The organism is Novosphingobium acidiphilum DSM 19966, assembly GCF_000429005.1.
Classification (GTDB): Bacteria; Pseudomonadota; Alphaproteobacteria; order Sphingomonadales; family Sphingomonadaceae; genus Novosphingobium; species Novosphingobium acidiphilum.
The window spans coordinates 231,281-255,412 of sequence record NZ_AUBA01000001.1 but is presented as its reverse complement, the minus strand read 5'-3'; the positions used below and the strand labels follow the sequence as shown (position 1 = coordinate 255,412).

At 64.0% G+C, this 24,132-nt stretch carries 18 protein-coding genes; 8 read left to right on the top strand and 10 right to left on the bottom strand.

The window, feature by feature from the left end; all coding sequences use genetic code 11:
* Window positions 1-16: 16 nt before the first annotated feature.
* Together G404_RS0101245 and G404_RS0101240 are read right to left on the bottom strand one after the other, a co-directional pair.
* Entirely contained in the window at window positions 17-574 is a 558-nt protein-coding gene (locus G404_RS0101245) for a NuoB/complex I 20 kDa subunit family protein (protein WP_245584334.1), read from the bottom strand.
* A gap of 5 nt (window positions 575-579) precedes the next feature.
* Window positions 580-981, bottom strand: coding sequence for an NADH-quinone oxidoreductase subunit A (locus G404_RS0101240; protein ID WP_051280013.1), 402 nt, complete (start codon window positions 979-981; stop codon window positions 580-582).
* 323 nt (window positions 982-1,304) lie between these two features.
* Here G404_RS0101240 and G404_RS0101235 point away from each other — a divergent pair, with 323 nt between their 5' ends.
* Window positions 1,305-2,501, top strand: a complete 1,197-nt coding sequence (locus G404_RS0101235; RefSeq protein ID WP_028639468.1) for an acetyl-CoA C-acyltransferase — start codon at window positions 1,305-1,307, stop codon at window positions 2,499-2,501.
* A gap of 40 nt (window positions 2,502-2,541) precedes the next feature.
* Here the strand turns inward: G404_RS0101235 and G404_RS0101230 are convergent, their stop codons facing one another.
* The gene (locus G404_RS0101230; protein WP_245584333.1) at window positions 2,542-3,048 is read right to left on the bottom strand and encodes an SH3 domain-containing protein; all 507 of its coding nucleotides are present in this window, start codon (window positions 3,046-3,048) and stop codon (window positions 2,542-2,544) included.
* 114 nt (window positions 3,049-3,162) lie between these two features.
* Here G404_RS0101230 and G404_RS0101225 point away from each other — a divergent pair, with 114 nt between their 5' ends.
* On the top strand, window positions 3,163-4,188 hold the full coding sequence (locus tag G404_RS0101225; protein ID WP_051280012.1) for a 2-hydroxyacid dehydrogenase: 1,026 nt from the start codon (window positions 3,163-3,165) through the stop codon (window positions 4,186-4,188).
* A 36-nt stretch (window positions 4,189-4,224) separates the two neighbouring features.
* Window positions 4,225-5,532: an ammonium transporter gene (locus G404_RS0101220; protein ID WP_028639465.1), complete on the top strand. Its 1,308-nt coding sequence runs from the start codon at window positions 4,225-4,227 to the stop codon at window positions 5,530-5,532.
* Here the strand turns inward: G404_RS0101220 and G404_RS0101215 are convergent.
* From G404_RS0101215 to G404_RS0101195, 5 genes are all read right to left on the bottom strand, one after another.
* Window positions 5,529-6,938, bottom strand: a complete 1,410-nt coding sequence (locus tag G404_RS0101215; RefSeq protein ID WP_028639464.1) for an NAD(P)H-dependent flavin oxidoreductase — start codon at window positions 6,936-6,938, stop codon at window positions 5,529-5,531. The genes G404_RS0101220 and G404_RS0101215 overlap by 4 nt on opposite strands.
* Before the next feature lie 185 nt (window positions 6,939-7,123).
* Window positions 7,124-8,251 carry a peptide chain release factor 2 gene (prfB, locus tag G404_RS0101210; protein WP_028639463.1) on the bottom strand — a complete coding sequence of 376 codons (1,128 nt, stop codon included), beginning with the start codon at window positions 8,249-8,251 and terminating at the stop codon, window positions 7,124-7,126.
* 89 nt (window positions 8,252-8,340) lie between these two features.
* Window positions 8,341-8,892: a peroxiredoxin gene (locus tag G404_RS0101205; protein ID WP_028639462.1), complete on the bottom strand. Its 552-nt coding sequence runs from the start codon at window positions 8,890-8,892 to the stop codon at window positions 8,341-8,343.
* A 66-nt stretch (window positions 8,893-8,958) separates the two neighbouring features.
* A complete protein-coding gene (locus tag G404_RS0101200; protein ID WP_028639461.1) occupies window positions 8,959-11,493 on the bottom strand; it encodes a penicillin-binding protein 1A in 2,535 nt (844 codons plus the stop codon).
* A 74-nt stretch (window positions 11,494-11,567) separates the two neighbouring features.
* On the bottom strand, window positions 11,568-12,515 hold the full coding sequence (locus tag G404_RS0101195) for an N-acetylmuramoyl-L-alanine amidase family protein (RefSeq protein ID WP_028639460.1): 948 nt from the start codon (window positions 12,513-12,515) through the stop codon (window positions 11,568-11,570).
* 712 nt (window positions 12,516-13,227) lie between these two features.
* On the opposite strand from G404_RS0101195, the gene G404_RS0101185 reads away from it, so the two are divergent.
* From G404_RS0101185 to zapE, 5 genes are all read left to right on the top strand, one after another.
* Window positions 13,228-16,017 (top strand): Rne/Rng family ribonuclease, encoded by a 2,790-nt coding sequence (locus tag G404_RS0101185; RefSeq protein WP_028639459.1) that lies wholly within the window; start codon window positions 13,228-13,230, stop codon window positions 16,015-16,017.
* Between the two features lie 58 nt (window positions 16,018-16,075).
* A complete protein-coding gene (locus G404_RS0101180) occupies window positions 16,076-16,879 on the top strand; it encodes a carbon-nitrogen hydrolase family protein (protein ID WP_028639458.1) in 804 nt (267 codons plus the stop codon).
* A gap of 218 nt (window positions 16,880-17,097) precedes the next feature.
* Window positions 17,098-17,880, top strand: a complete 783-nt coding sequence (locus G404_RS0101175; protein ID WP_028639457.1) for a succinate dehydrogenase iron-sulfur subunit — start codon at window positions 17,098-17,100, stop codon at window positions 17,878-17,880.
* A gap of 22 nt (window positions 17,881-17,902) precedes the next feature.
* Complete coding sequence (locus G404_RS0101170) at window positions 17,903-18,373, top strand: PaaI family thioesterase (RefSeq protein WP_028639456.1); 471 nt, start codon at window positions 17,903-17,905, stop codon at window positions 18,371-18,373.
* Window positions 18,374-19,501 carry a cell division protein ZapE gene (gene zapE / locus G404_RS0101165; protein ID WP_028639455.1) on the top strand — a complete coding sequence of 376 codons (1,128 nt, stop codon included), beginning with the start codon at window positions 18,374-18,376 and terminating at the stop codon, window positions 19,499-19,501. It begins immediately after the preceding gene.
* A 340-nt stretch (window positions 19,502-19,841) separates the two neighbouring features.
* Here the strand turns inward: zapE and G404_RS20805 are convergent, their stop codons facing one another.
* Both G404_RS20805 and G404_RS0101155 read right to left on the bottom strand, forming a co-directional pair.
* Window positions 19,842-22,091 carry an EAL domain-containing protein gene (locus tag G404_RS20805; RefSeq protein ID WP_245584332.1) on the bottom strand — a complete coding sequence of 750 codons (2,250 nt, stop codon included), beginning with the start codon at window positions 22,089-22,091 and terminating at the stop codon, window positions 19,842-19,844.
* Window positions 22,092-22,236: 145 nt separating this feature from the next.
* A complete protein-coding gene (locus G404_RS0101155) occupies window positions 22,237-24,132 on the bottom strand; it encodes an XrtA/PEP-CTERM system amidotransferase (protein ID WP_028639453.1) in 1,896 nt (631 codons plus the stop codon).

The window sequence follows — 24,132 nt, the reverse complement described above, 5'->3', positions numbered from 1 at the left end:
GCCTTGCGCCCTTCCCTTACCGTTCCAGCGTGCCGGCGCGGCGGATCTTGCGCTGCAACTGCATCACGCCGTACAACAGCGCTTCGGCAGTCGGCGGGCAACCGGGCACATAGATGTCGACCGGCACGATGCGATCGCACCCGCGCACCACCGAATAACTGTAGTGGTAATACCCACCGCCGTTGGCGCAGCTGCCCATCGAGATCACGTATTTCGGGTCCGACATCTGGTCATAGACCTTGCGCAACGCCGGCGCCATCTTGTTGCACAAGGTGCCCGCCACGATCATCACGTCGGACTGGCGCGGCGATGCGCGCGGCGCAACGCCAAACCGTTCCATGTCATAGCGCGGCATGTTCACGTGGATCATCTCGACCGCGCAGCACGCCAGGCCAAAGGTCATCCACCACAGCGATCCGGTACGGGCCCACTGGAACAGTTCTTCGGTGTTGGTGACCAGAAACCCCTTGTCCGACACTTCGGCATTGAGGCTGTCGAAAAACGAAGCGTCGGGCGCGGTCAGGCCGGTGGTGCCGGCGACAAGAGGAGACGAAGGTCCTGAAGAGATCGACATTGTGCTCATTCCCAGTCCAGCGCGCCTTTTTTCCAGGCATAGATAAAGCCGATCACCAGTTCGCCCAGGAACAGCATCATCGTCGACCAGCCGGTCCACTGTGTCTGCTTCAGGCTGACCGCCCAGGGAAACAGGAACGCGGCCTCGAGGTCGAAAATGATGAACAGGATCGCGACGAGATAGAACCGCACGTCAAACTGGCTGCGCGGGTCTTCGAACGCGGGAAAGCCGCATTCATACTCCGACAGCTTTTCCGGATCGGGGTTGTGCGTACCGGTCAGGCGCGACGCCCCCATCGGCAGGAACACGAACGCCGCCGACAGCGCCAGCGCGATGCCCAGAAACAGCAGGATCGGCAGATACCCGGCCAGAAAGGACGTTTGGTCGAGCGTGGAATGATCGAGCATCAATGGTTCCTGAAGCGGGCTGACTCGCCTTTTGGAGTGCGAGCCCGGCCCCTAGTCCCGCCTTTCCCGCCGCGCAAGTGGGAGGGAATGCATATTTGCCCGCCTTGCCCAACCTTTTTGGGCAGGCATCATCCCGGAAAATCATAAAATTTCCATTTTTTACAACGAAAAAGGATGACCCTGCCGACGTCCACAGGCCATCGTCGCCGCCTGCGCCGGCCGCGACACCTGCAAGGGTCGAATTGCAAATGGTGCGACGCAGCACTACATAGCCGACCGAACACGCAGATACCGTCGCCGCAACGCACAGAGGAAGCATCGTCATGGCCCAGTTTTCCGCCGCCGATCCGGTGGTCATCCTGTCCTTTGCCCGCACCCCGATGGGCGCGATGCAGGGCGCTCTGGCCGATGTTTCGGCAACCGAACTGGGTGCTGCTGCGGTAAAGGCGGCCGTCGAACGGTCGGGCGTGGCGGGCGACAGGTTCGAACGCATCTATATGGGCTGCGTCCTGCCTGCCGGTCTGGGCCAGGCCCCTGCCCGCCAGGCCGCGATCAAGGCCGGCCTGCCGACGTCGGTTCAGGCAACGACCGTCAACAAGGTCTGCGGTTCGGGCATGCAGACACTGATCATGGGGGCAGAAGCGCTGGCTTCGGGATCGATCGACTATGCCATCGCGGGGGGCATGGAATCGATGACCAACGCGCCCTACCTGCTGAAAAAGCACCGGTCGGGCGCGCGCATCGGCCACGACACCGCGTATGACCACATGTTCCTTGACGGGCTGGAAGACGCCTATGAGCCGGGCCGTGCGATGGGCACATTTGCGCAAGACACCGCCGATGCGTACCAGCTGACGCGCGAGGCGCAGGACGCCTATACCATCGAATCGCTGCGCCGTGCGCAAAGCGCGATCGCGCAAGGCCGGTTTGTCGCCGAAATCGCGCCCGTCACGGTCAAATCACGCAGCGGCGAAACCGTGGTCGACACCGACGAAGCCCCGGGCAAGGCCAAAGTGGACAAGATACCCACGCTCAAGCCGGCGTTTGCCAAGGACGGCACGATCACCGCGGCAACATCCTCATCGATTTCCGACGGCGCCGCCGCACTCGTGCTGACACGCCAGTCGGTGGCCGCGGCCGAGGGCCTGGCCCCTGTGGCACGCGTCGTGGCGCTGGCGGCGCATGCGCAAGCGCCCAAGGATTTTACGACGGCCCCGGTCGGCGCAATCACCAAAGTGCTGGACCGCGCCGGCTGGTCGATCGGCGATGTCGACCTGTTCGAAGTGAACGAGGCGTTTGCCTGCGTCGCGATGTTTGCGATGCACGACCTTGGCATTGCGCACGACAAGATCAACGTCAACGGCGGCGCCACCGCGCTGGGCCACCCGATCGGCGCCTCGGGCGCGCGCATCATCACCACGCTGATCGGTGCCTTGCAGGATCGCGGACTGACCCGGGGCGTGGCGAGCCTGTGCATCGGCGGCGGTGAAGCCACCGCAGTGGCGGTTGAAATCATCTAGCCATTGGCAATCCTTCCCCGACGGGGGCAGGATAGGGAATTCAGGGCTTGTCCGCGCCCCACAGCGCGGATTGCGGCATATAGCCCTGGCGCCCGTCGATATCGACCTTGCACCAGCCGGTATAACAATCGCCCAGCCGGGCGATTACGCCCGGCTCTGCACGCCACAGCACGCGGCCGCTGCCATCGCGGCTTTCGCGAATGTCGGTAACTTGCCCGCGCACCATGGCGTTGTGCGCCTTGCGCGATACAAACTGCATCAGCATCCAGCCGCGCGCGCCGTCAGGGTCCTCAAGCAGCACCCAGCCCTCCATTTCGCGCAAGACCTTCATCGGCATGCCGGCGCGCATGTACGTCCAGTTGATCCGGTAATCGCGGCCCGGACCCACGCGCATGTTGCTCTGGCTGGCGCGCAACGCAACCCAATAGGGCGGCGCATCGGACCCGGCCGCCCGCACCATGCCGGGAAAGCCCGCCACAAGCAGGGCAAACAGCACGAGGACGGTCGCCCGCGCGTGGGCAAAGGCATACAGCTGGCGCTTCGACATCATCCCTTGCGATACAGGATCGGTGGCGAAGGGCAAGACACAGGGGATACCCTTAGCGTGGACATGTGCAGCGCCTCTTGACCCCTGCGGCCCCTGCGGCATAGCGATAGCACCATGCCCGTGCCTCCGCCCAACACCCCTGCCCAGACTCGCCGCGTGGCTGGAAAGCCGCGCGTGATTGTCACGCGCCGCCTGCTGCCCCAGACCGAGGCACGCATGGCCGAATTGTTCGATCTGGTGCCCAGCATCGACGATCATGCGATGACCCGCGAAGAACTGGCCGCGGCGATGGCCGATGCCGATGTGCTGGTGCCAACCGTCACCGACACGATCGATGCCGCGCTGATTGCCGCATCCCCGCCCCGGCTGCGACTGATCGCCAATTTCGGCGCGGGCGTCGACCATATCGACATCGCCGCGTCGCGCGCGCGCAAGATCATGGTCACCAACACCCCGGGCGTGTTTACCGATGACACCGCCGACATGACGCTGGCGCTGATGCTGTCGGTTACGCGCCGGCTGAACTATGGCGGGCGCGTTTTGCGCAACGGACAATGGACCGGCTGGGCGCCTTCGACGTTGCTGGGTCAGCGTATCGGCGGCCGCGTACTGGGGATCGTCGGCATGGGCCGCATCGGCCAGGCCGTGGCGCATCGTGCGCGCGCATTCGGGCTGCAGGTGGTCTATCACAGTCGCCATCGCGTGCCGCAGGCACTGGAAACGATGCTGGGTGCGCGGTTCGCCCCCGATCTTGACGCGATGCTGCGCGAAACCGACATCCTGACGCTGCATTGCCCTGCCACCCCCGAAACGCGCCATCTGATCGATGCGCGGCGGATCGCCCTGATGAAGCCCGGCGCAGTGATCATCAACACTGCGCGCGGCACCATCGTCGAGGAAGAGGCGATGATCGCAGCGCTGGTGTCTGGCCACCTGGGCGGTGCCGGGCTCGATGTATTCGAACACGAACCACTGGTCGATCAGCGGCTGCGCGATCATCACAATGTCGCGATCCTGCCGCACATGGGCAGTGCCACGGTCGAAGGCCGCATCGCCTCGGGCGAAAAGGTGATCGCCAACATCCGTTTCTGGGTCGATGGGCACAGACCGCCCGATCAGGTGCTTGAGGGGTGGCGCTAGCGGAGTGTTAAGCATGTCTGGGGCATGAGGGGCGCCATGATGGTAAAACCCGTGCTCAAGACGCTGGCCCTGCTTGCCCTTCTCGGCATGCCGATTGTGGCCCATGCCCAGGCTGACGCCGCCGATGCGGTGGACAGCGGCGATACCGCCTTTGTGCTCGGTGCAGCGCTGCTGGCCTTTGCAATGATCCTGCCCGGCGTGGTGCTGCACCATGGCGGCGCGTTGCGCGCGCGGGCCTTTGCCGCATTGGGCACCCAGATCGGGGCGATCGTGGCGGTGGTTTCGCTGCTGTGGATCGTGGTTGGCTATACGCTGGCGTTCGGTGCCGTCACCAATGGCTGGCTGGGCAGCGGCAATGCCTGGATGCTGATCGATCTGGCCAATGTGCGGGGCAACAGCGCGGTACCCGAAGTGGCGTTCGTGTGGCTGCAACTGGGCTTTGTAGTGCTTGCCGCCACGCTGCTGACCGGCGCCTGGGCCGAACGTGGCAATATCGCCTGGATCGTGCCGTTTGCCGGACTGTGGTCGATCCTGGTCTATGCCCCGATCACCCACTGGCTTGCAGGGGATGGCTGGCTGGCATCGCGGCTGGGTGCGATCGATTTCGGCGGGGCGCTGAACGTGCATGCCTGCGTCGGGATTTCGGCGCTGGTGATCACGCTGCTGATGGGGCGCAGGGCACCGTGGGCCCAGGGTCTGCGTGGACAAGGCCACGCCCCCGCGCTGTCGCTGGCCGGCAGCGGCATGGTGTGGATCGCGCTGCTGGCATTGACCGCGGGCGCAACGCTTGCCGCCAGCGATGATGCGGGCAGCACACTGGTCAATCTGCAGGTCGCAGCGGCTGCAGGCGCGCTGTCGTGGTTGCTGATCGACGCCATGACACTTGGCAAAGTGCAGCCGCTGTCGCTGGCGCGCGGCGCACTGTCGGGGCTGATCGCGGCCGCCGCGGCGGCCAGCGCCTGCGCACCGGGCATGGCCATGGTTGCCGGACTGGCGGGCGCTGTGGCGGCACGGGTTGCCGCGCGGTTGATCCGTGCAGGCACGATCGACGATGCGGTCGATCTGGTGTCGGTGCACGGCGTGGCCGGACTGTCGGGCGCAATGCTTGCCGCCCCGCTGATCGCCGGCACGCTGGGGGGTGCAGGCTATGCCCCCGGCATGGGGCTGGTGCGCCAGATCGTTGCCCAGGCTGTTGCCGCGGGCGTTGTCCTGGCGTGGAGCGCAATCGGCACGGCGATTGCCGCGCTGATGGTGGCAATGGTCGTGCCGATGCGCGTGACCGAGGCTGATGAAGCGCGTGGGCTGGACCAGGCCAGCCACGGCATCGAACCCGGCGAAGCCTAGTCGCCGGTCAGGATACGATCGACCAGCTGCTTTACCGTCGGGGTAAAGTTGTTCGAGTAGAACGGGTCCTGTTTGAAGCGATAGGCAGCGTGCCCGGCAAACATCAGGTTTTGATCGATATCGCCCCCATGCGCGATATCCTGCAGCGTCTTCTGAATACAGAAGCTGCGCGGATCAGCCAGCCGCCCGGTCGAATAATCGTCATGGTCCTTCCACGACGAAAACCCGCAGTGCGACAGACAACCCATGCAATCGGCCTGGTCGGTGCGGATCATGTCGCGTTCTTCGGCACCGACAAACACCACCGTGTCATCGGGCGTGCGCAGCGCATGGACATAACCCTGCGCCGCCCATTGCCGAGCGCGATCGAGATCGGCGGGCGTGACCCAGAAATTCTTGCCGCGCACGCCAACATCCAGCTGCACGGTGTGTTCGCCGGCCGAAACCTTTGAATAAGGCACCTGCCGCGCGCTGCGATCTTCCAGGCTGCGCAAAAACGGATTGCGCACCGCCGACGAATAGAAACCCGTCGGCGAAAACCGGTGCAGCAGCACATCGCCCGGATCGAGCGTGCGCAGATGATCCTTCCACCCCTGCGGGATCGGGCTTTCCTCGGTCAGCAGCGGACGCGTGCCGAACTGGAACGCGATCGTGCCCAGTTCGGGATTGTCGATCCAGTTGTTCCATTCGCGCAGGAACCACACCCCGCCCGCCATCACGATCGGCACATCGTCCGGCACGCCTTCGGCGCGCATCGTGTCGCGCAGCGCTTTGACACGCGGATAGGGGTCTTCGGGTTTGCGCGGGTCTTCGGCGTTCGACAGCCCATTGTGCCCGCCGGCCAGCCACGGGTCTTCGTAGACCACCGCTGCCATCAGGTGCGCCACCTTGTGGTAGGCACGTTTCCACAGCGCGCGAAACGCGCGGCCCGACGATACGATCGGCAGATAGCTGACATTGAACCGTGCCGCGATTTCCGACAGCTTGTACGGCATACCCGCACCACAGGTGACACCTGTGACCATGCCGCGGGTCTTTTCCAGCACGCCTTCGAGCACCGCCTGTGCGCCGCCCATTTCCCACAGCACGTTGATATTGATCGCGCCCTGGCCGCCCGAAATGTCGTACGCGCGGTGCACCTGTTCGACTGCGCCATCGATGGCATAGCGGATCAGCTGTTCGTGGCGTTCGCGCCGGGTCAACTGGGGATAGAGCTGCGGAACAATCTTGCCCTGCGGATCATAGCTGTCGGCGTTGACCGCGCTGACCGTGCCGATCCCGCCCGCAGCCGCCCATGCGCCCGAGCTCATGTGGTTGGTGGCGGCAACCCCCTTGCCCCCCTCAACCAATGGCCAGACTTCGCGCCCACCATAGACAATGGGCTTCAATCCTTTGAAAACTGACATATCACTCTTTCAACCCCGACGGCAGCACGACCCTTGTGATCCGCATCTGCCGCCCAACAATCCTACAACCCGTCACCGCCGGTCCCCCTCAGGCCCGGCAGCGGCGCGCAGATTAAGCGCAATCGTTTCAAAGCGGAAGCATTTTGCCGGTGTCGTGACAAAATCGGCCTGCCGCTGCGGTCCGGTCAATCGTCGTCGGACACGGTGACCTTTTCGCCCGACACGCGTTGCGACAGGGCCGCGGCCATGAACGGATCGAGCGCACCGTCGAGCACTTCACCCGGATTGGTCGAAACCACCCCGGTGCGCAGATCCTTGACCTGCTGGTACGGCTGCAGGACATAGCTGCGGATCTGGTGGCCCCAGCCGATTTCGGTCTTGGCGGCATATTCACCGCTGGCGGTGGCTTCGCGCCGCGCCAGTTCCGCCTCGTACAGGCGGGCGCGCAACATGCCCATCGCGGTGGCACGGTTCTTGTGCTGGCTGCGATCCTGCTGGCTGGCGACGATGATGCCCGACGGAATGTGGGTGATGCGCACCGCCGAGTCGGTGGTGTTGACGTGCTGCCCGCCTGCGCCCGAGGCGCGATAGGTGTCCATCTTCAGGTCGGCAGGGTTGATTTCGATATCGATGTTGTCATCGATTTCGGGATAGACCCAGATCGAGCTGAACGAGGTGTGCCGCCTGGCAGAGCTGTCATAAGGGCTGATCCGCACCAGCCGATGCACACCGCTTTCGGTTTTGGCATAGCCATAGGCATTTTCGCCCTTGATCAGCAGCGTTGCGCTTTTGATCCCGGCGGCTTCGCCCGCGTGATAATCGACCAGTTCGACTTTGTAGCCATGGCGTTCGCCCCAACGGGTGTACATCCGCTGCAACATTTCGGCCCAGTCCTGGCTTTCGGTGCCGCCGGCGCCTGCGTGGACTTCGAGGAAGGCATTGTTGGCATCGGCCTCGCCCGCCAGCAAGGCCTGGACTTTGTCGGCATCGGCGCGCGCGGCCAGCTGGCTGAGCGTTTGCAGCCCCTCGTCGATGATTGCATCATCGCCTTCGGCTTCGCCAAGCTCGATGAATTCGATCGCATCGGCCATTTCCTGGCCGATCTGGTTGACGGTGCCGATCGAGGATTCCAGCCGGCGACGCTCGCGCATCACTGCCTCGGCCTGCTTTGGGTCATCCCACAGCTTCGGATCCTCGACCCGCGCGTTCAGTTCGTCCAGCCGCCGCACCGCACGATCCCAATCGAGAAACTTGCGGACCAGCGCCAGCGCGCTTTCGATGCGGTCGATATGGGCCTGCCCTTCGGCACGCATGACGGTTTCTACTCCACTCGGTCAACACTGGGACAAGCTGCGCCGCTTAGCGAAGCGGCGCAGCTTGTAAAGCCGGTTATGCGGGTGGGTTAATGCTCGTGGTTCAGCTTTTGCACGATCGCGAGCGTCTGTTCGACATGGCTGTGCCAATCCATGTCGGTATGCGCAAACACGATCTTGCCATCCGGCGTGATGACATAGCTGGTGCGGTTGGCCAGGCCGGTGTCCTTGCCGCCATTGACCAACGGCACGTCATAGGCCTTGATCACGGCAGGCGAGGCCGCGGCCACGGTGAACTTGTCGCGGCAATCGAGCGTCGAAAATTTCTTCAGCGAATCGATGTTGTCATTCGACATGCCGACCACGGTGGCGCCGGCCTTGGCAAATTCGTCGGTCGCTTCGGCAAAGGCATGCGCTTCCAATGTGCAACCGGGCGTAAACGCCTTGGGATAGAAATACAGCACCACCGCGCCCTTGCCGAGCAAGGCCTTGAGCGAAACAGGCAATTCCTTGCCCGCCAACGCGCCCTGCGTGGTGAAATCGGGCGCCACCGTGCCCACGGCAAGGTCCGCATGCGCGGCCAGAGGAACGAGTGCGAGCGAAAGCGCGGCAGCGGCCGCGGCAAGGCGATGCTTGGTCATGCGGCGCAGCCTATCACACTTGCGCGGTGTCTCAAGCGCAGAGACGATCTGCCCTGTGGGGCAGGATCATTCGGTCACCCCCGCGTCGTCACCTTCGCCGGCGTCGGGTTCGGCGGCGGGTGCGCCGTAACGCGCGGCATAGGCCTTGCGCAGCGCTTCAAGCACGGCTTCGCGCGTTGAAACCTGCAAATCGCGGCTGGTGCGGCGCGGCTCGCTGTCGGGCTTGAACGCCTCCCAGATGATCGCGGCTTTGGGATCGCGATCGGCCGGTGTGCCTTCGAACACATGCTTGCCCGAAACGCGGTCGATCTTGGCCAGGCGCACGCCTTCGGGCGCGATGAACGGGATCTGGTGCCACTGGTCGCGCGTGGCCTGGACAAACTGCCTGAACACCGGCGCGGCAATACGCCCGCCCTGGGCATAGCCGCCAAGGCTGCGCGGCTGGTCATAGCCCAGATAGATCCCCGCGATGATCCGCGGGCTGCCGCCGACAAACCATACGTTGGTGGGGCCGGTGGTTGTCCCGGTCTTGCCGAACAGCGGCAAATTCAGATCGCGCAAGCTGGCCGCGGTGCCCCGCACAATCACGCCTTCAAGCATGTGCACCACCTGATAGGCGGTGCGCGCATCCAGCGCCTGACGCCCGGTCGGCTTGAACCGGGGCATCGCCTTGCCATCCCACTGCGCCATGTTGCAGGTATCGCAAGCGCGCTTGTCGGACCGCCAGATCACCTTGCCGTTGCGGTCCTGCACGAAATCGACCAGCGTCTGGTCGTGCAGGCGGCCATGATCGGCCAGCGCGCCATAGGCGTTGACCAGGCGCGCCACCGTGGTGTCGCCAGCGCCCAGCGCCATCGCCAGGTACGGCTGATAATCGCCGATGCCGACCGACTTGATCGTGCGCACGACCTTTTGCATGCCGACATCGTTGGCAATCCGCACGGTCATCAGGTTGCGCGACTGTTCCAGCCCCCAGCGCATCGTGTGGCTGCCGCCGGCGCCTTCATCACCAAAATTCTTGAAGCATTTCTGCCCGAGTGCCGCACCCTGATAAACGCAGAACGTACCGTCCAGCACGATCGACGCCGGGGTCATGCCGTTGTCGAGCGCGGTGGCATAGACGAACGGCTTGATCGCCGAACCCGGCTGGCGATTGGCCTGCGTGGCGCGGTTGAACGATCCCAGATGCGCGTCAAAGCCGCCCTGCATTGCCAGCACGCGGCCGTTTTCGGGGTCCTGCACCACCATCCCGCCCGACACTTCGGGCAGGATGCGCAACGCCCAGTCGGCACCGTTGGGTGCAACCGCCACCACATCGCCGGGCTTGATCGCATCGGCAAGTCCGAACACCCGGCCGGTCTGGCCGTCGGCAAAGCCGATCTGCCCGGCAGAACCCGACCGTTCGATGATCACGCCCACGCGCCAGTCGAGATAGCGGATCGAAATGTTGCTGCCGATCAGTTCGCCCTGCCAGTGTGCCGGATCAACCGTGGCGATCGGCCCGTGCCAGCCATGGCCTGCCGCATAGCGCAGCAGCCCGGCGCGCAGCGCATCCTGCGCCGCGCTCTGCAATCTGGTGTCGAGCGAAGTGCGCACCCACAGCCCGCCGGCATAGACGCTGTTGGTCCCGTCGTCGGCGTTTTCGCCGAATTTATCGATAAGTTGACGGCGCACTTCTTCAAGGAAATAGCCCGCATCGCTGGTATAATTGTCGGGTCGGCGCTGGACCAGGCCCAGCGGTTGTGCCTTTTCGCTGTCGGCCTCGGCGCGGCCGACATAGCCGTTCTTGACCATCTGATCGAGCACCCAGTTGCGTCGCGCCATCGCCTTGTCGGCAAATTTGGCGCGGCCATAGGTTTCCGGCGCCTTGGGCAGAATGGCCAGGAACGCCGCCTCGTGCAGTTTCAGATCGCCCACATCCTTGTCGAAATAGGCGCGCGAAGCGGCCTGGACGCCAAAGCTTTGCCGGCCGAGCGGGATTTCGTTGAGGTACAGTTCAAGGATCTGCTGCTTGGTCAGCACCGATTCGATGCGCATCGCCAGAAGCATTTCCTTGAGCTTGCGCGTCACGGAATATTCGTTGCCTATCAGAAGGTTCTTGGCCACCTGCTGGGTAATGGTCGATCCACCCCGCGCGCGCGATCCGGTGCCGTACTTGGTGGCATAGTCGACCACCGCGCCTGCCAGGCCGGTGACATCGACGCCATGATGCGAAAAGAACGATTTGTCTTCGGCCGACAGAAATGCGCCGATCAGCGGCTGCGGAAAATCGACATACCGCAGTTGCACGCGCCGTTCGCGCGCATAGGACGACACGATTTCGCCATCGGCGCCGCGCACCATTGTCGGCAGGGGCGGCTGATAGGTCAGCAATTTGTCGGCGCTGGGCAGCGTGCGGATGACAAACACCCACAGCGCGCCATACATCAACACCAGGATCAGCAGGACAATCGCCAGGCGGCGCGCCCAGCGCCGCATGGTGATCGCGCGCCAGATGCGCACCGGCCAGCCCGAGGCATAGCGACGGATACGCCATGCGACCGGGCCGGAGGGGTTCGGGTCCTGCGGTACAGGGTCTTCGGGCGGTGTGTCGGTGGCCATCGTCAGGGGGCTTTAAAGCAAGACACAATTAAACGGGAACCGGTTTTTTGCATTTCGCCGCGCCGGGGCAAAACTTACAGGCCCGCCGTGGCACTTGTGCCGGCAGCCTGGTCGGCCAGATCGATTTCGATGGCATGGGCAACCGCGCGTCCAAACCCGTCGCGCCACGGCCGCGACCGCATGTTCTCCACATCGTCCGGGCTGCTGACATAACCGGCTTCGAGCAGGACCGATGGCACATCGAGCGATTTCAGCACGACAAATGCCGCCTGTTGCACGGGCACGTCGCGGAACCGGATCCGGCCCTGCCCTTCGCGCCGGATCAGCGTGGCAAAGGCCTGCGAAGCCGCGCGCATGCGCTGTTGCGACAGATCGACCAGAAATTGCGACACGGCATTGTCGGCGCCGCCCAGGCCTACGCCGTTGACCGTGTCGACGCGGTTTTCGCGCACCGCCACCGCATCGGCAATTGCGTCCGAGCCCTTGTCCGACAACGTGTAAAGCGTTGCCCCCGATGCGTCGCCTGCCCCGCTTTCCACCGCATCGGCGTGGATCGAAAGGAACAGATCGGCATGCAGCCGGCGCGCGATGCCGGCGCGTTCCTGCAAAACCAGAAACCGGTCATCCGACCGCGTCAACGCGACGCGGACGCGGCCATCGGCAATCAGCGCGTCGCGCACCGCCAGTGCAAGCGCCAGAGTCAGCCGCTTTTCGCGCTCGCCACCGGCACCGCTGGCGCCCGGGTCATGCCCGCCGTGGCCGGCATCGATCACCACCAGCGGCCGGCTGGCATCGGCCGGTCCCTCGATGGGGGGCAACCCGATCGGCATCGCACCATCGGGCAGCGCGACCCGCACGACATAGCCCGGAATGCCGGTGCGCGCGCCGACCACATGCTGCATCCACACCGCGAGCACCAACAGGGGCGCGACAAACACCGCCACGATCGCCGCGATGGCCAGGCGGCGTCGATGCCGCTGCGCGCGGCCATCCCGCCCGATGTTTCGCTGCGCCAGCCCCATTTCGCTCAAAACCCTTGGTCGCCTTCCCCGGGCCATTGCCCGCCACTCCTTTGCGGCAAGCACGGCGGGGTTGCAATGCACCGCGCGCTTTGCACCGCGGTCGGTGCCGGGCGCGCATGCACTTTTGAAAAAGGGTGCCATTCAGGTTGAACCGCCAAGCGGGTTTTAATTGCTGCTTTGCAATTGCGGTGCTAGCACGCCGAGTACCGGAGAATGCCAGCACCGGCACCAGCCGTGCTTTTGCCCCGATGAGCGACCCCGACACGGCGCTTCAAGGGCAGCAGGGCGAGAGAAGGCCGTTGGCAGGACGAACCGGTTGAATATGCGTGAAACAGGCCGTTCGGATTGTCGTTCCGCCTGTCCACGCCAGAGGTTGATGCCGAAATGACGAGCCGATTTTCCGACCTGAAGAATGGCCCCACGGGGGCCCTTCGCGGTTGGGCGTTCGGGATAAATCCACAAGGCCATGCGCCGTGTGACACCTTCGGTCGTGCGCGCCTGTCGCCGCGCAACGTCCTTTCGGCAGATGCAAACAAACCGCCGCCGGGCGGCGAGCAACAGGGCCAAAGCCCCGTGCTGCGAACCGGCAAACCCGCATTCGCGATCCGACCCGCCGGAACAATGATGTTCCGCACGAACGGTCGCGCCTCAGCAATTTACCGCGCCCAGATCCCGGGATTCGTCCCGCGGCCGCGCGGCTGGAGATTATTTGATGACAACGCGCATGCTTATCGATGCGCGCCACCAGGAAGAAACCCGGGTGGCGGTGCTCAAGGGCAACCGGATTGAAGAATTCGATTTCGAATCTGCCGATCACAAGCAGATCAAGGGCAACATCTATCTCGCCAAGGTAACCAGGGTCGAACCCTCGTTGCAGGCTGCCTTTGTCGATTTCGGCGGCAATCGTCACGGTTTTCTGGCCTTCAGCGAAATCCATCCCGACTATTATCAGATCCCCAAAGAGGATCGCGAAGCGCTGCTGGCCGAAGAAGCCCGTCACGCCGAGGAAGAGGCCGCGCTGCGCGCCGCCGACGAGGATGATGACGACGATTATGGCGATGGCGGTTTCGAAACCGGCGACGGCTTCGACGACGGCGTTACCGAAGTCGACAATGGCGACAAGCATCAGGTCGCCACGATCGAAGGCGGCGTGATCGACAACGAGTTCGACCACGAAGCCGACGACACAGGCGACGGCGCCGACCAGAGCGAAAACGGAGAAAACGGCGACGAAGGCGGACAACGCCGGGGCCGTGGCCGTCGTCGCCAAAGCCGTGGCCAGGCCAAGGAAGCCGACGAACTGCGCGCACGCCGTCTGGCACTGCGCCGCCGCTACAAGATCCAGGATGTGATCCAGCGCCGCCAGGTGCTGCTGGTCCAGGTGGTCAAGGAAGAACGCGGCAACAAGGGCGCGGCGCTGACCACCTACCTCAGCCTGGCCGGGCGGTATTGCGTGCTGATGCCCAATTCCAGCCATGGTGGCGGGATCAGCCGCAAGATCAATTCGGCATCCGACCGCAAGCGGCTGAAATCGATCATCGGCGAGCTTGCTCTGCCCAAGACGATGAGCTGCATCGTGCGCACCGCCGGGCTGCAGCGCACCAAGACCGAGATCAAGCGCGATTTCGATTATCTGGCGCGCCTGTGGGATGAAATCCGCGAAAACACAATCAAATCGGTTGCCCCTGCGCTGATCCATTCGGACAGCGATCTGGTCAAACGCGCGATCCGCGACATCTACAACCGCGATATCGAAGAAGTGATCGTCGAAGGCGAAGCGGGCTACCGCGCCGCCAAGGACTTCATGAAACTGCTGATGCCCAGCCATGCCAAGCGGGTGCGGCCATATGCCGATCCCGTGCCGCTGTTCCAGCGGTTTGGCGCCGAAGACCAGCTGACCGCGATGTATGATCCGGTGGTGCAGCTGCGCAGCGGCGGCTATCTGGTGATCAACCCGACCGAGGCGCTGGTGTCGATCGACATCAACTCGGGCCGTTCGACCAAGGAACACGGGATCGAGGCGACCGCGGTGTCGACCAACCTCGAAGCCGCGCGCGAAATCGCGCGCCAGTTGCGCCTGCGCGACATGGCCGGGCTGGTCGTCATCGACTTTATCGACATGGAATACGGATCAAACGTCCGCAAAGTCGAAAAGGCGATGAAGGACGCGCTCAAGGACGATCGCGCACGCATCCAGGTTGGCCGCATTTCGGGCTTTGGCCTGATGGAAATGAGCCGTCAGCGGCTGCGCACCGGCGTGCTTGAAGCGACCACCCGCGGCTGCCCGCATTGTGATGGTTCGGGCCTAGTCCGCACCGCCTCGTCGGCGGGGCTGTCGGCGCTGCGGATGATCGAGGACGAAGCCGCCAAGGGCAAGGGCAACGTCATCACGCTTTATGCCAGCCAGGAAGCGGCGATCTACGTGCTCAACGCCAAGCGTGGTGATCTGGCCGAGATCGAAGCGCGTTATGGCGTGACGGTCGAAGTGATCCCCGAGGGCGAGAACGAGGGCGCCAAGATGCGCGTTGCCTCGCGCGGGCCGCGTCCCGAATTCACCCCGCGTTTCGAACCGATCGTTGATCTTGTCGACGACGATCCGATCGAGGACGAGGAAGAATTCGAGGACGACGTCGAAGAAGACGCCGCCGAACCGCGTGAGCCGCGCCAACCCCGCGAACCGCGCGACGCAGACAGCGAAGGCGATGGCAGCCGCCGCAAACGCCGCCGCCGTCGGCGTGGCCGCAACCGCGACCGTGCGGAAGGCGGCGAAGGCACAAACGAGCACGCCGCCAACGACGATGATGGCGAAGGTGACGACGACGCCTCCGCCGACGATGAAGGCACCGGTGCGGCCGGCGAAGAAACCGGCGATGGCGCCACGAGCGAAGGCCGGCGCAAGCGCCGTCGCCGCAATCGCCGGCGTCGCAACCGCGATGGTTCGCCTGCCGGTGAAAACGCGTCCGACGAAGCAGGTGAAGCCGAAGGCGGGTCCGATGGCGATGCCCAGGCGGCCGAGGACGCTGCACCGGTTGCCACCCCGGACGAACCGGTGGCCGAAGCCGAAGCCCCGGCCAAGCCTAAGCGCAGCCGTCGCAAGAAAGGGGTGACCGAAGCCGAGGTCGAAGCCGCAGCCGAGGCCCCTGCCCCGGTTGCAGCCGAGGTTGAGGCCCCGGCAGAACCGGCCGCGGTCGCGCAGGACGAACCGGCCAAGCCCAAGCGCAGCCGTCGCAAGAAGGCCGATGCCGAAGCCGTGGTCGAAACGGCGGCCGAGCTTGTGCCCGAAGCGGCACCAGCCCCGGTCGAAACCGCCGAGGAAGCACCGGCAAAGCCCAAGCGCACGCGGCGCAAGAAGGCGGATGCCGAAACGGTGGTCGAAACCCCTGTGGAAACAGCGCCGCAAGCGGATGTGGAACCCGAAGCGCAGCCCGCAACGGCTGCGGCCGAAGCCGACGCCTCGGCCTCACCACGGCGCGGCTGGTGGCAGCGCACGTTCGGCGAATGATGCGGTTTGCCCCCGTTGTCGCACCTTTGGGTCAGACAACGGGGGCAGCGTCTGAACGATGACCGCGCCAACGTCCCCACTACGCATTGCCCTGTGGCAGCAACCCGGCCTGTGCGGCCAGGCCGATGCCATGGTCGAACGGCTGTCGGTGCTGCTCGACAGCGGGGCGCTGGCCCAGGTCGATCTGCTGGTGCTGCCCGAACTGTGGACCAGCGGTTATTTTGATGCCGACGCCGTGATCGGCGCCAGCGAGTCTGCCGATGGCCCGTGGCAGACACGGATTGCCGCGCTGGCGCAAACCCATGGGCTGGCCATTGCACTGGGATATCCCGAACTGCACGGCAGCATGCGTTACAACTCCGTGCGCCTGTTCGATGCAGATGGGTCGGCTCTGCTGTCCTATCGCAAGGTCAATCTTTGGGGCGATTACGAGCGCACGCTGTTTGCTGCAGGCGACACGCCCAGCGACATCGCGCGCTTTCGCGGCTGGCGGATCGGATTTTCGATCTGTTATGACACCGAATTTCCCGAAACCGTGCGCGATCTGGCGCGGCGCGGCGCCGATCTGGTGCTGGCGCCAACCGCCTGCGGCCAGGAATTTCCGCTGGTCGCCGAGGCGGTAATACGGGTGCGTGCCCTGGAAAACGGGGTGTGGCTGGCCTTCGCCAACCGGTCGGGCAGCGAACATGGCTATCGCTTTGATGGCAAGTCGGCGATTGTCGGGCCCGACGGCATAGTCCGCGCGCGCGCCGAACATGACGACGCGCTGCTGTTTGCCACGCTCGATCCGGCGGCAATGGCTGCGGCGCGCGATGACACCCCCTATCTGCGCGAAATCCGCTGGGCTGCGCCCAGCCTTTAGTCGATCCCGCGAAGGGACAATGCCCGATCACACGATCAGGCACTTGCCCCTTGCGTTGGTTGCGCTAAGGACGATTCGAACGTTCGCAGGCGCGAGAACACGACCGGCTTGGCCGGGTTTTTCGCACACGCGAATGCTGGTTTATCGGATGGTGCGTGTGCCACCGACCGCCCCTGTCGGGGTGGGCCCCAGGCGCCGCGTCGAACAAGGGTTTGGTCATGGCGACTTTCAGTCTTCCGAAGAATTCCACGGTAACGGGCAAGTCGCGCCATCACGCGGCGGCTACCCAGGTCCGGGTGCGGAAGTTCAAGGTCTATCGCTATGACCCCGACAGCGGGCAGAACCCGCGCTATGACACGTTCGAGATCGATCTCGACCAGTGCGGTCCGATGGTGCTCGACGCGCTGATCAAGATGAAGTCGGACCAGGACCCCAGCCTGACATTCCGCCGGTCGTGCCGCGAAGGCATCTGCGGGTCGTGCGCCATGAACATCAACGGCCGCAATGGCCTGGCCTGCACCACCGCGATCGAAGACCTGAAGGGCGAAGTGCGGATCACGCCGCTGCCCCATATGGAAGTGATCAAGGACCTGGTGCCCGATTTCACCCATTTCTATGCGCAATATGCCTCGATCCGTCCGTGGCTTCAGACCGTTTCGCCCACACCCTCGGGCAAAGAGCGGCTGCAAAGCCCCGAACAGCGCGAAAAGCTGGACGGGCTGTACGAATGCATCCTGTGCGCCTGCTGCTCGACCTCGTGCCCCAGCTACTGGTGGAATTCGGACAAGTTCCTGGGCCCGGCGATTTTGCTTCAGGCCTATCGCTGGCTGGCCGACAGCCGCGACGAAATGACCGGTGAACGGCTTGACGAACTGGAAGATCCGTTCCGTCTTTATCGCTGCCACACGATCATGAATTGCGCCAATGTCTGCCCCAAGGGGCTGTCACCGGCACGCGCGATCGGCGAAATCAAGAAGATGCAGGCCGAACGCGCGATCTGATCGCGCAGATTGCCGCACCGCCGTGAACAGCACCGAAATTGGCTTTGTCCACGAACCGGCCGCGGATCATCCCGGCTGGTATTCGTGGGACCTGACCGACCAGACCCGCTTCAACGCCCAAGTGATGGGGCGGTTGCTGGTGCGCGAAGAACCGCTGCCCGGCGGCAAGCCGGCGGTGCGTCTGCGCATGTTTCCCGGACGGCGACACAGCAACCTGCTCGATGCCGTGCACGGCGGGGTAACACTGGCGCTGATCGACATTTCGCTGTTTTCGGGCATCCGCCTGATCCTGGGCGCCGATGCGGCCGGATCGGTCACGCTCGATCTGTCGACACAGTTCATCGGCGCGGGGCGGATCGGCCAGCCGCTTGATGCAATCAGCGAAGTGCTGCGCGAAACCCGAAGGCTGGTGTTCGTTCGTGGCACGATCGAACAGGACGGCCACCTGGTTGCCGCCTACAACGGCACTGTGCGCAAACCATCGGGGCGATGAATGCGGGTGCTTGAACGGTACCGGCAACTCGTCGCCGGCGGCGAATTGCATCCCGATCCCGAACAGGCCGCCGCCGCCGCGCGGCTGGACCAGTTGCAACAGGAACTGGAACAACCGGCCGGCGCGACGGGCCTGCTGGGCCGGCTGCTGGGGCGCAAAGTGGCGGCGCCCCGCGGTGTGTATCTGTGGGGCAGCGTGGGCCGCGGCAAATCGATGCTGATGGACCTGTTCCACGACAATCTGGCGCTTGTCGCCAAGCGTCGCGCACATTTCCACGAATTCATGCTGGATGTGCATGCCCGCCTGCACGAAGAGCGCAAGAAGGAAGCCGGCGATCCGATCGCGCCCGTGGCCGCGGCGATTGCCGCCACCGCGCACGTCCTGGCGTTCGACGAAATGGTCGTGAACAACAGCGCCGACGCCATGATCATGAGCCGGCTGTTCACCGCGCTGATCGAACGGCATGGCGTGGTGATTGTCACCACGTCAAACCGTGCGCCTGCGGATTTGTACAAGAACGGGTTGAACCGCGAACATTTCCTGCCGTTTATCGCGCTGATCGGCGAAACGCTGGATGTGCTGGGCCTGAACGGCCCGACCGATTACCGGATGCATCGCATGCAGGGCCTGGGCACCTGGCACACGCCGATCGGCGATGCGGCAACGGCCGAAGTGCGCGAAGCGTTTTTCCGCCTGACCGACTTTTCGCCCGAAGACAGCGCCAATGTCCCTTCGGCCGAGCTTGATGTCGGGGTTGGCCGCACGCTGCATGTGCCCAAAAGCCTGAAGGGCGTGGCGGTGTTCAGTTTCAAGCGGCTGTGTGTGGAAGCGCGCGGCGCGTCTGACTATCTGGCGATCGCGCGCAAGTATCACACGGTGATCCTGGTCGCGATCCCGCAGCTTGGACCCGAGCGGCGCAACGAGACGATGCGTTTGATCACGCTGATCGACGCTCTGTACGAACACAAGGTCAAGCTGATCGCAACCGCGGCGGCCAATCCCGAAGATTTGTACCAGCGCGATGGCGGAGGGGACGAGGAAGGCCGTTTTGCCTTTGATCGCACGGTCAGCCGGCTGATGGAAATGCAGTCGCAGGACTATCTTGCGCTGGGCCACGGCGAAGACTGACTGACATTGCCGGGCCCCCTGCCCGCTGGGGCAGAACACGATCCCAAAATGGCACAACGCAACTAAATCATGGTCCGAAGCGAGCAAAACGTTTCGACTCGTTAACCGCGATTCGAAAGCGAAACAAAAAAATGAAGCCCGTGCTTGGCACGGGCTTCAAGAATTCCGCTTAGTGCGGCACTTGGCTCAATCTATCAGAGAACCGCAGATTTCCGCCAAGTGTAGACTTCGATTCAACGAAGTCAGTTCGGGCTCAGCCCCAAAGAAACTTCCACATAGTTTTGTCCTCCATCCACGGTGGAGAACGGTAAATATCACTGCTTCAAATGGTTAACAAGATCTAAACATAACCAAACTGGCGCAGCCCGCCACCGTCGTATTCGCGCTCGAATACGGCAAAGGGCTTTGGTCGCCCCAGGAAGAACCCCTGTGCATGATCGCAACCCATGCTGCGCAGCAACGCCAGCGTCGCGGCATCCTCGATACCTTCGGCCACCACTGTCTGACCCAGCGCGTGGGCCAAGCCGATCGTGCTGGCAACGATGGCGCGTTCGCGATCGCTATCCACGATCCGCGCCACGAACCGACGGTCAAGCTTCAGCTCGTCGCTGGGCAGATCGGCAAGATAGGCCAGGCTCGCCTCGCCCGTCCCGAAATCGTCGATCGACAGGCGAAAGCCCAGTTGGCGCAACTGCGTCAGATTGTGGACTGCCGCGGTGCGGTTGCCCAGACTGCTCGTCTCGGTCACTTCCACCGTGATCAGCCCGGGATCTACCGCACGCCGGGCGACGATTTCGCCAAAAGTGCGCACCAGATCGGGCTTGTCGACCATTTGCCCCGACAGGTTCACGCTCATCTGGAACCGCGGTCCCTTGGCATTGATGGTGCGCGCGGCCGCCGCGGCCTGATCGAGCACCCAATAGGTCAGCGCGTCGATCCGCCCGGCGCGTTCGGCCTGAAGGATAAAGGCATTGGGCGCGATCGGCCCGCGTGTTGGATGATTCCAGCGGATCAGCGCCTCTGCTCCGCAGATCCGGTTGGTCGCCAGATCCCACTGCGCCTGATAGGCCAGCCAGATGTCGCCATTGCGCAGGCCTTCGTCGATGCGCGCATGCAGCGACAGTTCCCACGGCGCCTCGGCCAGGCGATGCGCCTCGAACAGTTCGATCGCGCGACCGTTGGTCAGCGCCTCGTTGGCGCTGGCCAGCGCGGAATTGACCCGCGTGGCGCTTTCAACGCCCTCGTTGCGATCTAATCCGAAATGGATGTTGATATCAAACGTGTTGGGGCCAATCTGCAACGGCGCGGCAAACAGCGCACGCAACCCTTCGAGGTGGCTCAGCTGCATGTCGAGCGGGCGCGCCTCTTCGGTCCAGGCAAAGTGGCCGCCATCGGAATGGTAGATGTCGGTCGCACCCGACCCCGCCCCGATCCGCCGGGCAATCTGGATCGCACATTCACCGTGCAGTTCGATCGGCAGCGTGGCCATGATTTCTTCGTACCGTGCGACCGCTGCCACCACCACGTCGCAACCCACGGGCAAGGCATTGTTCGACAACGCCAGCATATTGGGCAGGCCGGACGCACTGGTCTGCTGGATTTTGCGGGTACGTTCTTGCCACAGCCGCATGCCGCTAAATACAATCAGCGCAAACAGCGCCGAATCCGGATAGCAGACGATGCCCAGCATGCGCAGGCCGATCGGCAGGACCAGCACAGCCGCAACCGTCGCGAAATAGATCCGGTTGCGCAAAGGGCGTTGCGACCGGCCCGCCCACCACAGCAGCAATCCGGCCAGACCCAGCAGTGGCAAGGCCGTCAGGCTGATCGGAAAAGGGCGTTCCAGCGATGCCGCGCCGGCCACGTCAAGCGCATAGGGACTGGGGACCTGGTGCCCGAAATAGGCGGCACCGGTGCCTTGCGCGGAACCCGCAACAATCACCTGTTTGCCCGTCAGCAGGCCAAGCGGCGCATGGCCGTCCAACAGGCGGCGCGCCGGAATGGTCGGGATGGCCTGCGGATCAACCGCAAAGTCGGGATAAAAAGTTCCACCCAGCCCGCCCCTGCCCCCGGCAAGCACGGTTGCCAGCACAGGATAGCGCACGCCGCCCAGAACAATCGCATTGGGGCTGGATTCGGCGAAAAACAGGAAATTCACCGACCAGGCCGACAGCACCACCGGGCGGTGCCCGATCAGCCCGGGATCGGGCATGTTGAACGATGCCGCATCAAACCGGTCATTTTTGTTCGATCGAACGACAAAGGCCGTATCGCGGCTGAGCCGCGCAATCGCCGCGCGCAAGGCATCGTCACCCGCACTGGCAGAATCACCCTGCAGCTTGAAATCAAGAAACATTCGCGACGGTTTTGCCTGCCGCACGATGTCGAGCAGACGGGCTTCGCCGGCAACACCAAGTTCGTTGGCATCAACCCCGGTTACCACGACAATCGATGACGGCGCCGGATCGTGCCAAAGCTTGTAGACAACGTTCCAGTAGGTATGCCCCAACGGATCCGCAGCCTGCAATGCCCAACCGGCCAGTGCGGCCAGCAAAGCAATGATCAGCGGAGATCGCAAATGTTTACGCATCTGTCCTTGGCGCCATGGGATATCATGACTGGATTAGTCCGAATTGGTTGACATCCTGTTACCTTGGTTACGATATATGAACCATGCAAACCTTTGCTGCTTGTCAATACATAACTAAAGTTATTGGCTGCCCCCCGCCCCGAAATCAGGGCCCGATCAGGCGTGACAGGCTGTGTTCCAGCATCAGCAATTGCCACAGCGTACGGCTGGTATCGGCGCGGCCAGCAATATGGCTTTCCACCAGACCCGCGATCCGCGCGGGATCAAACCAGCCGGTTTCGGCCAGCGCACCGCCATCGGCAATGGCGCGCGCCTGTGCCGCCAGGGGGCCGCGAAACCAGGTTGCAATCGGCGTGACAAAGCCCATCTTGGGGCGGAACAGCACGTCTTCGGGCAGGCTGGGGCGCAAGACCTGCTTCATCAGCCATTTTCCGGTACTGCCCCTGACCCGCAGGTCCTCGGGCAGGCGCGCGGCAAATTCGATCAGCCGATGATCAAGCAACGGTTCGCGCGCCTCAAGACTGACCGCCATGCTGGCGCGATCGACCTTGGTCAGGATGTCGCCCGGCAAGTAGCATTTCAGATCGGCATATTGCGCCCGATCGAGCGCACTGCGCGCGGGCGCGCCGCGCATCACGTCGATCATCGCGGTTTCGGCACGATAATCGCCGCGCACCCGGCGGAATGCGGGCGAATATAACGCGTCGCGCGCTTCGCTGCGGGTCATCGACAGCGTCCGCGCATACGCAGCGTCGCTGTCGAGCGCCAGGCTTTGCAGCGTGCCCTTGGCGCGCAAGGGGCGCGGCGCCCACCCCAGCGCGGGCCATACCGCGCCAAGCGGGCCCAACATCGCGTGCCGCACCACAGCGGGCAAACGCGACCGCACCTGATCTTCGCGATGGTGAAACGTCAGGCGGCGATATCCGGCAAACGCTTCGTCCGCGCCATCGCCCGACAAGGCCACCGTTACATGGTCACGCGCCAGTTGGCACACCCGCCAGGTCGGCAATGCCGAGGCGTCGGCAAACGGTTCGTCGAACATCGCGGCCAACCGGCCCACTTGCGCAAAATCGTCCGACCGCACGGTGCGGCGGTAATGTTCGGTGTGATAGTGCGCAGCAATGCGATCGGCATAGGCGGTTTCGTCGAGTGCGGCGACATCGAACCCGATCGAACAGGTTTTCACCCGATCGGCACTCGCCCCGGCCATGATCGCGACCACCGCGGAACTGTCGACCCCGCCCGACAGAAATGCCCCCAGCGGCACGTCTGCCGCCATGCGCGAGGTTACGGCTTCGTGCAGATGATGCAGCAATTCTTCGCCCAGCGCATCGGCCGATCCACAGGCGCGGTCGGCAAAGCTGACATCCCACCATTGCACCGATGCGGCAGGGGCCGCGGTGTGACGCAACAGGCGATAATGCCCGGCCGCCAGCTTTTCCACACCGCGCAGGATCGATCGCCCCTCGGGCACATAGCCCCAGGCCATGTAATCCTCGATCGCCAGCGGATCGATGTCGCGTGGCAGGCCGGAATGCGCCAGCAGCTGCTTCAGCTCGGACCCGAAAATCGTGGTGCCGTCGGCCAGCGTGGCCATGAACAACGGTTTCACACCCAGCCGGTCGCGCGCCAGAAACAGGCTGCGTTGCCGAAGGTCATACAGCGCAAAGGCAAACATGCCGTGCAGCCGCGCCAGGCAATCGACGCCCCAGCGTTGCCACGCGGCGATGATCACCTCGCTGTCGCCATCGGTGTGGAACACGGCGCCAAGGTTTTGCAATTCGCGGCGCAATTCGCGGAAATTGTAGATCTCGCCGTTGAACACCAGCATGACCTGGCCATCGCTCGATGCCATGGGCTGTGGCGATCCGGCCAGATCGATGATCGCCAGCCGCAAATGGCCAAGCCCGATCCCCGGTGCGGTCCAGGTGCCGCGCCCGTCAGGGCCACGGTGCGGCGCAGCGGCCAGCATCGCAGCGATCCGCGCAGGATCGACCGGCGCATCGGCCCGAGGATCGAAGATTCCCGCGATGCCGCACAT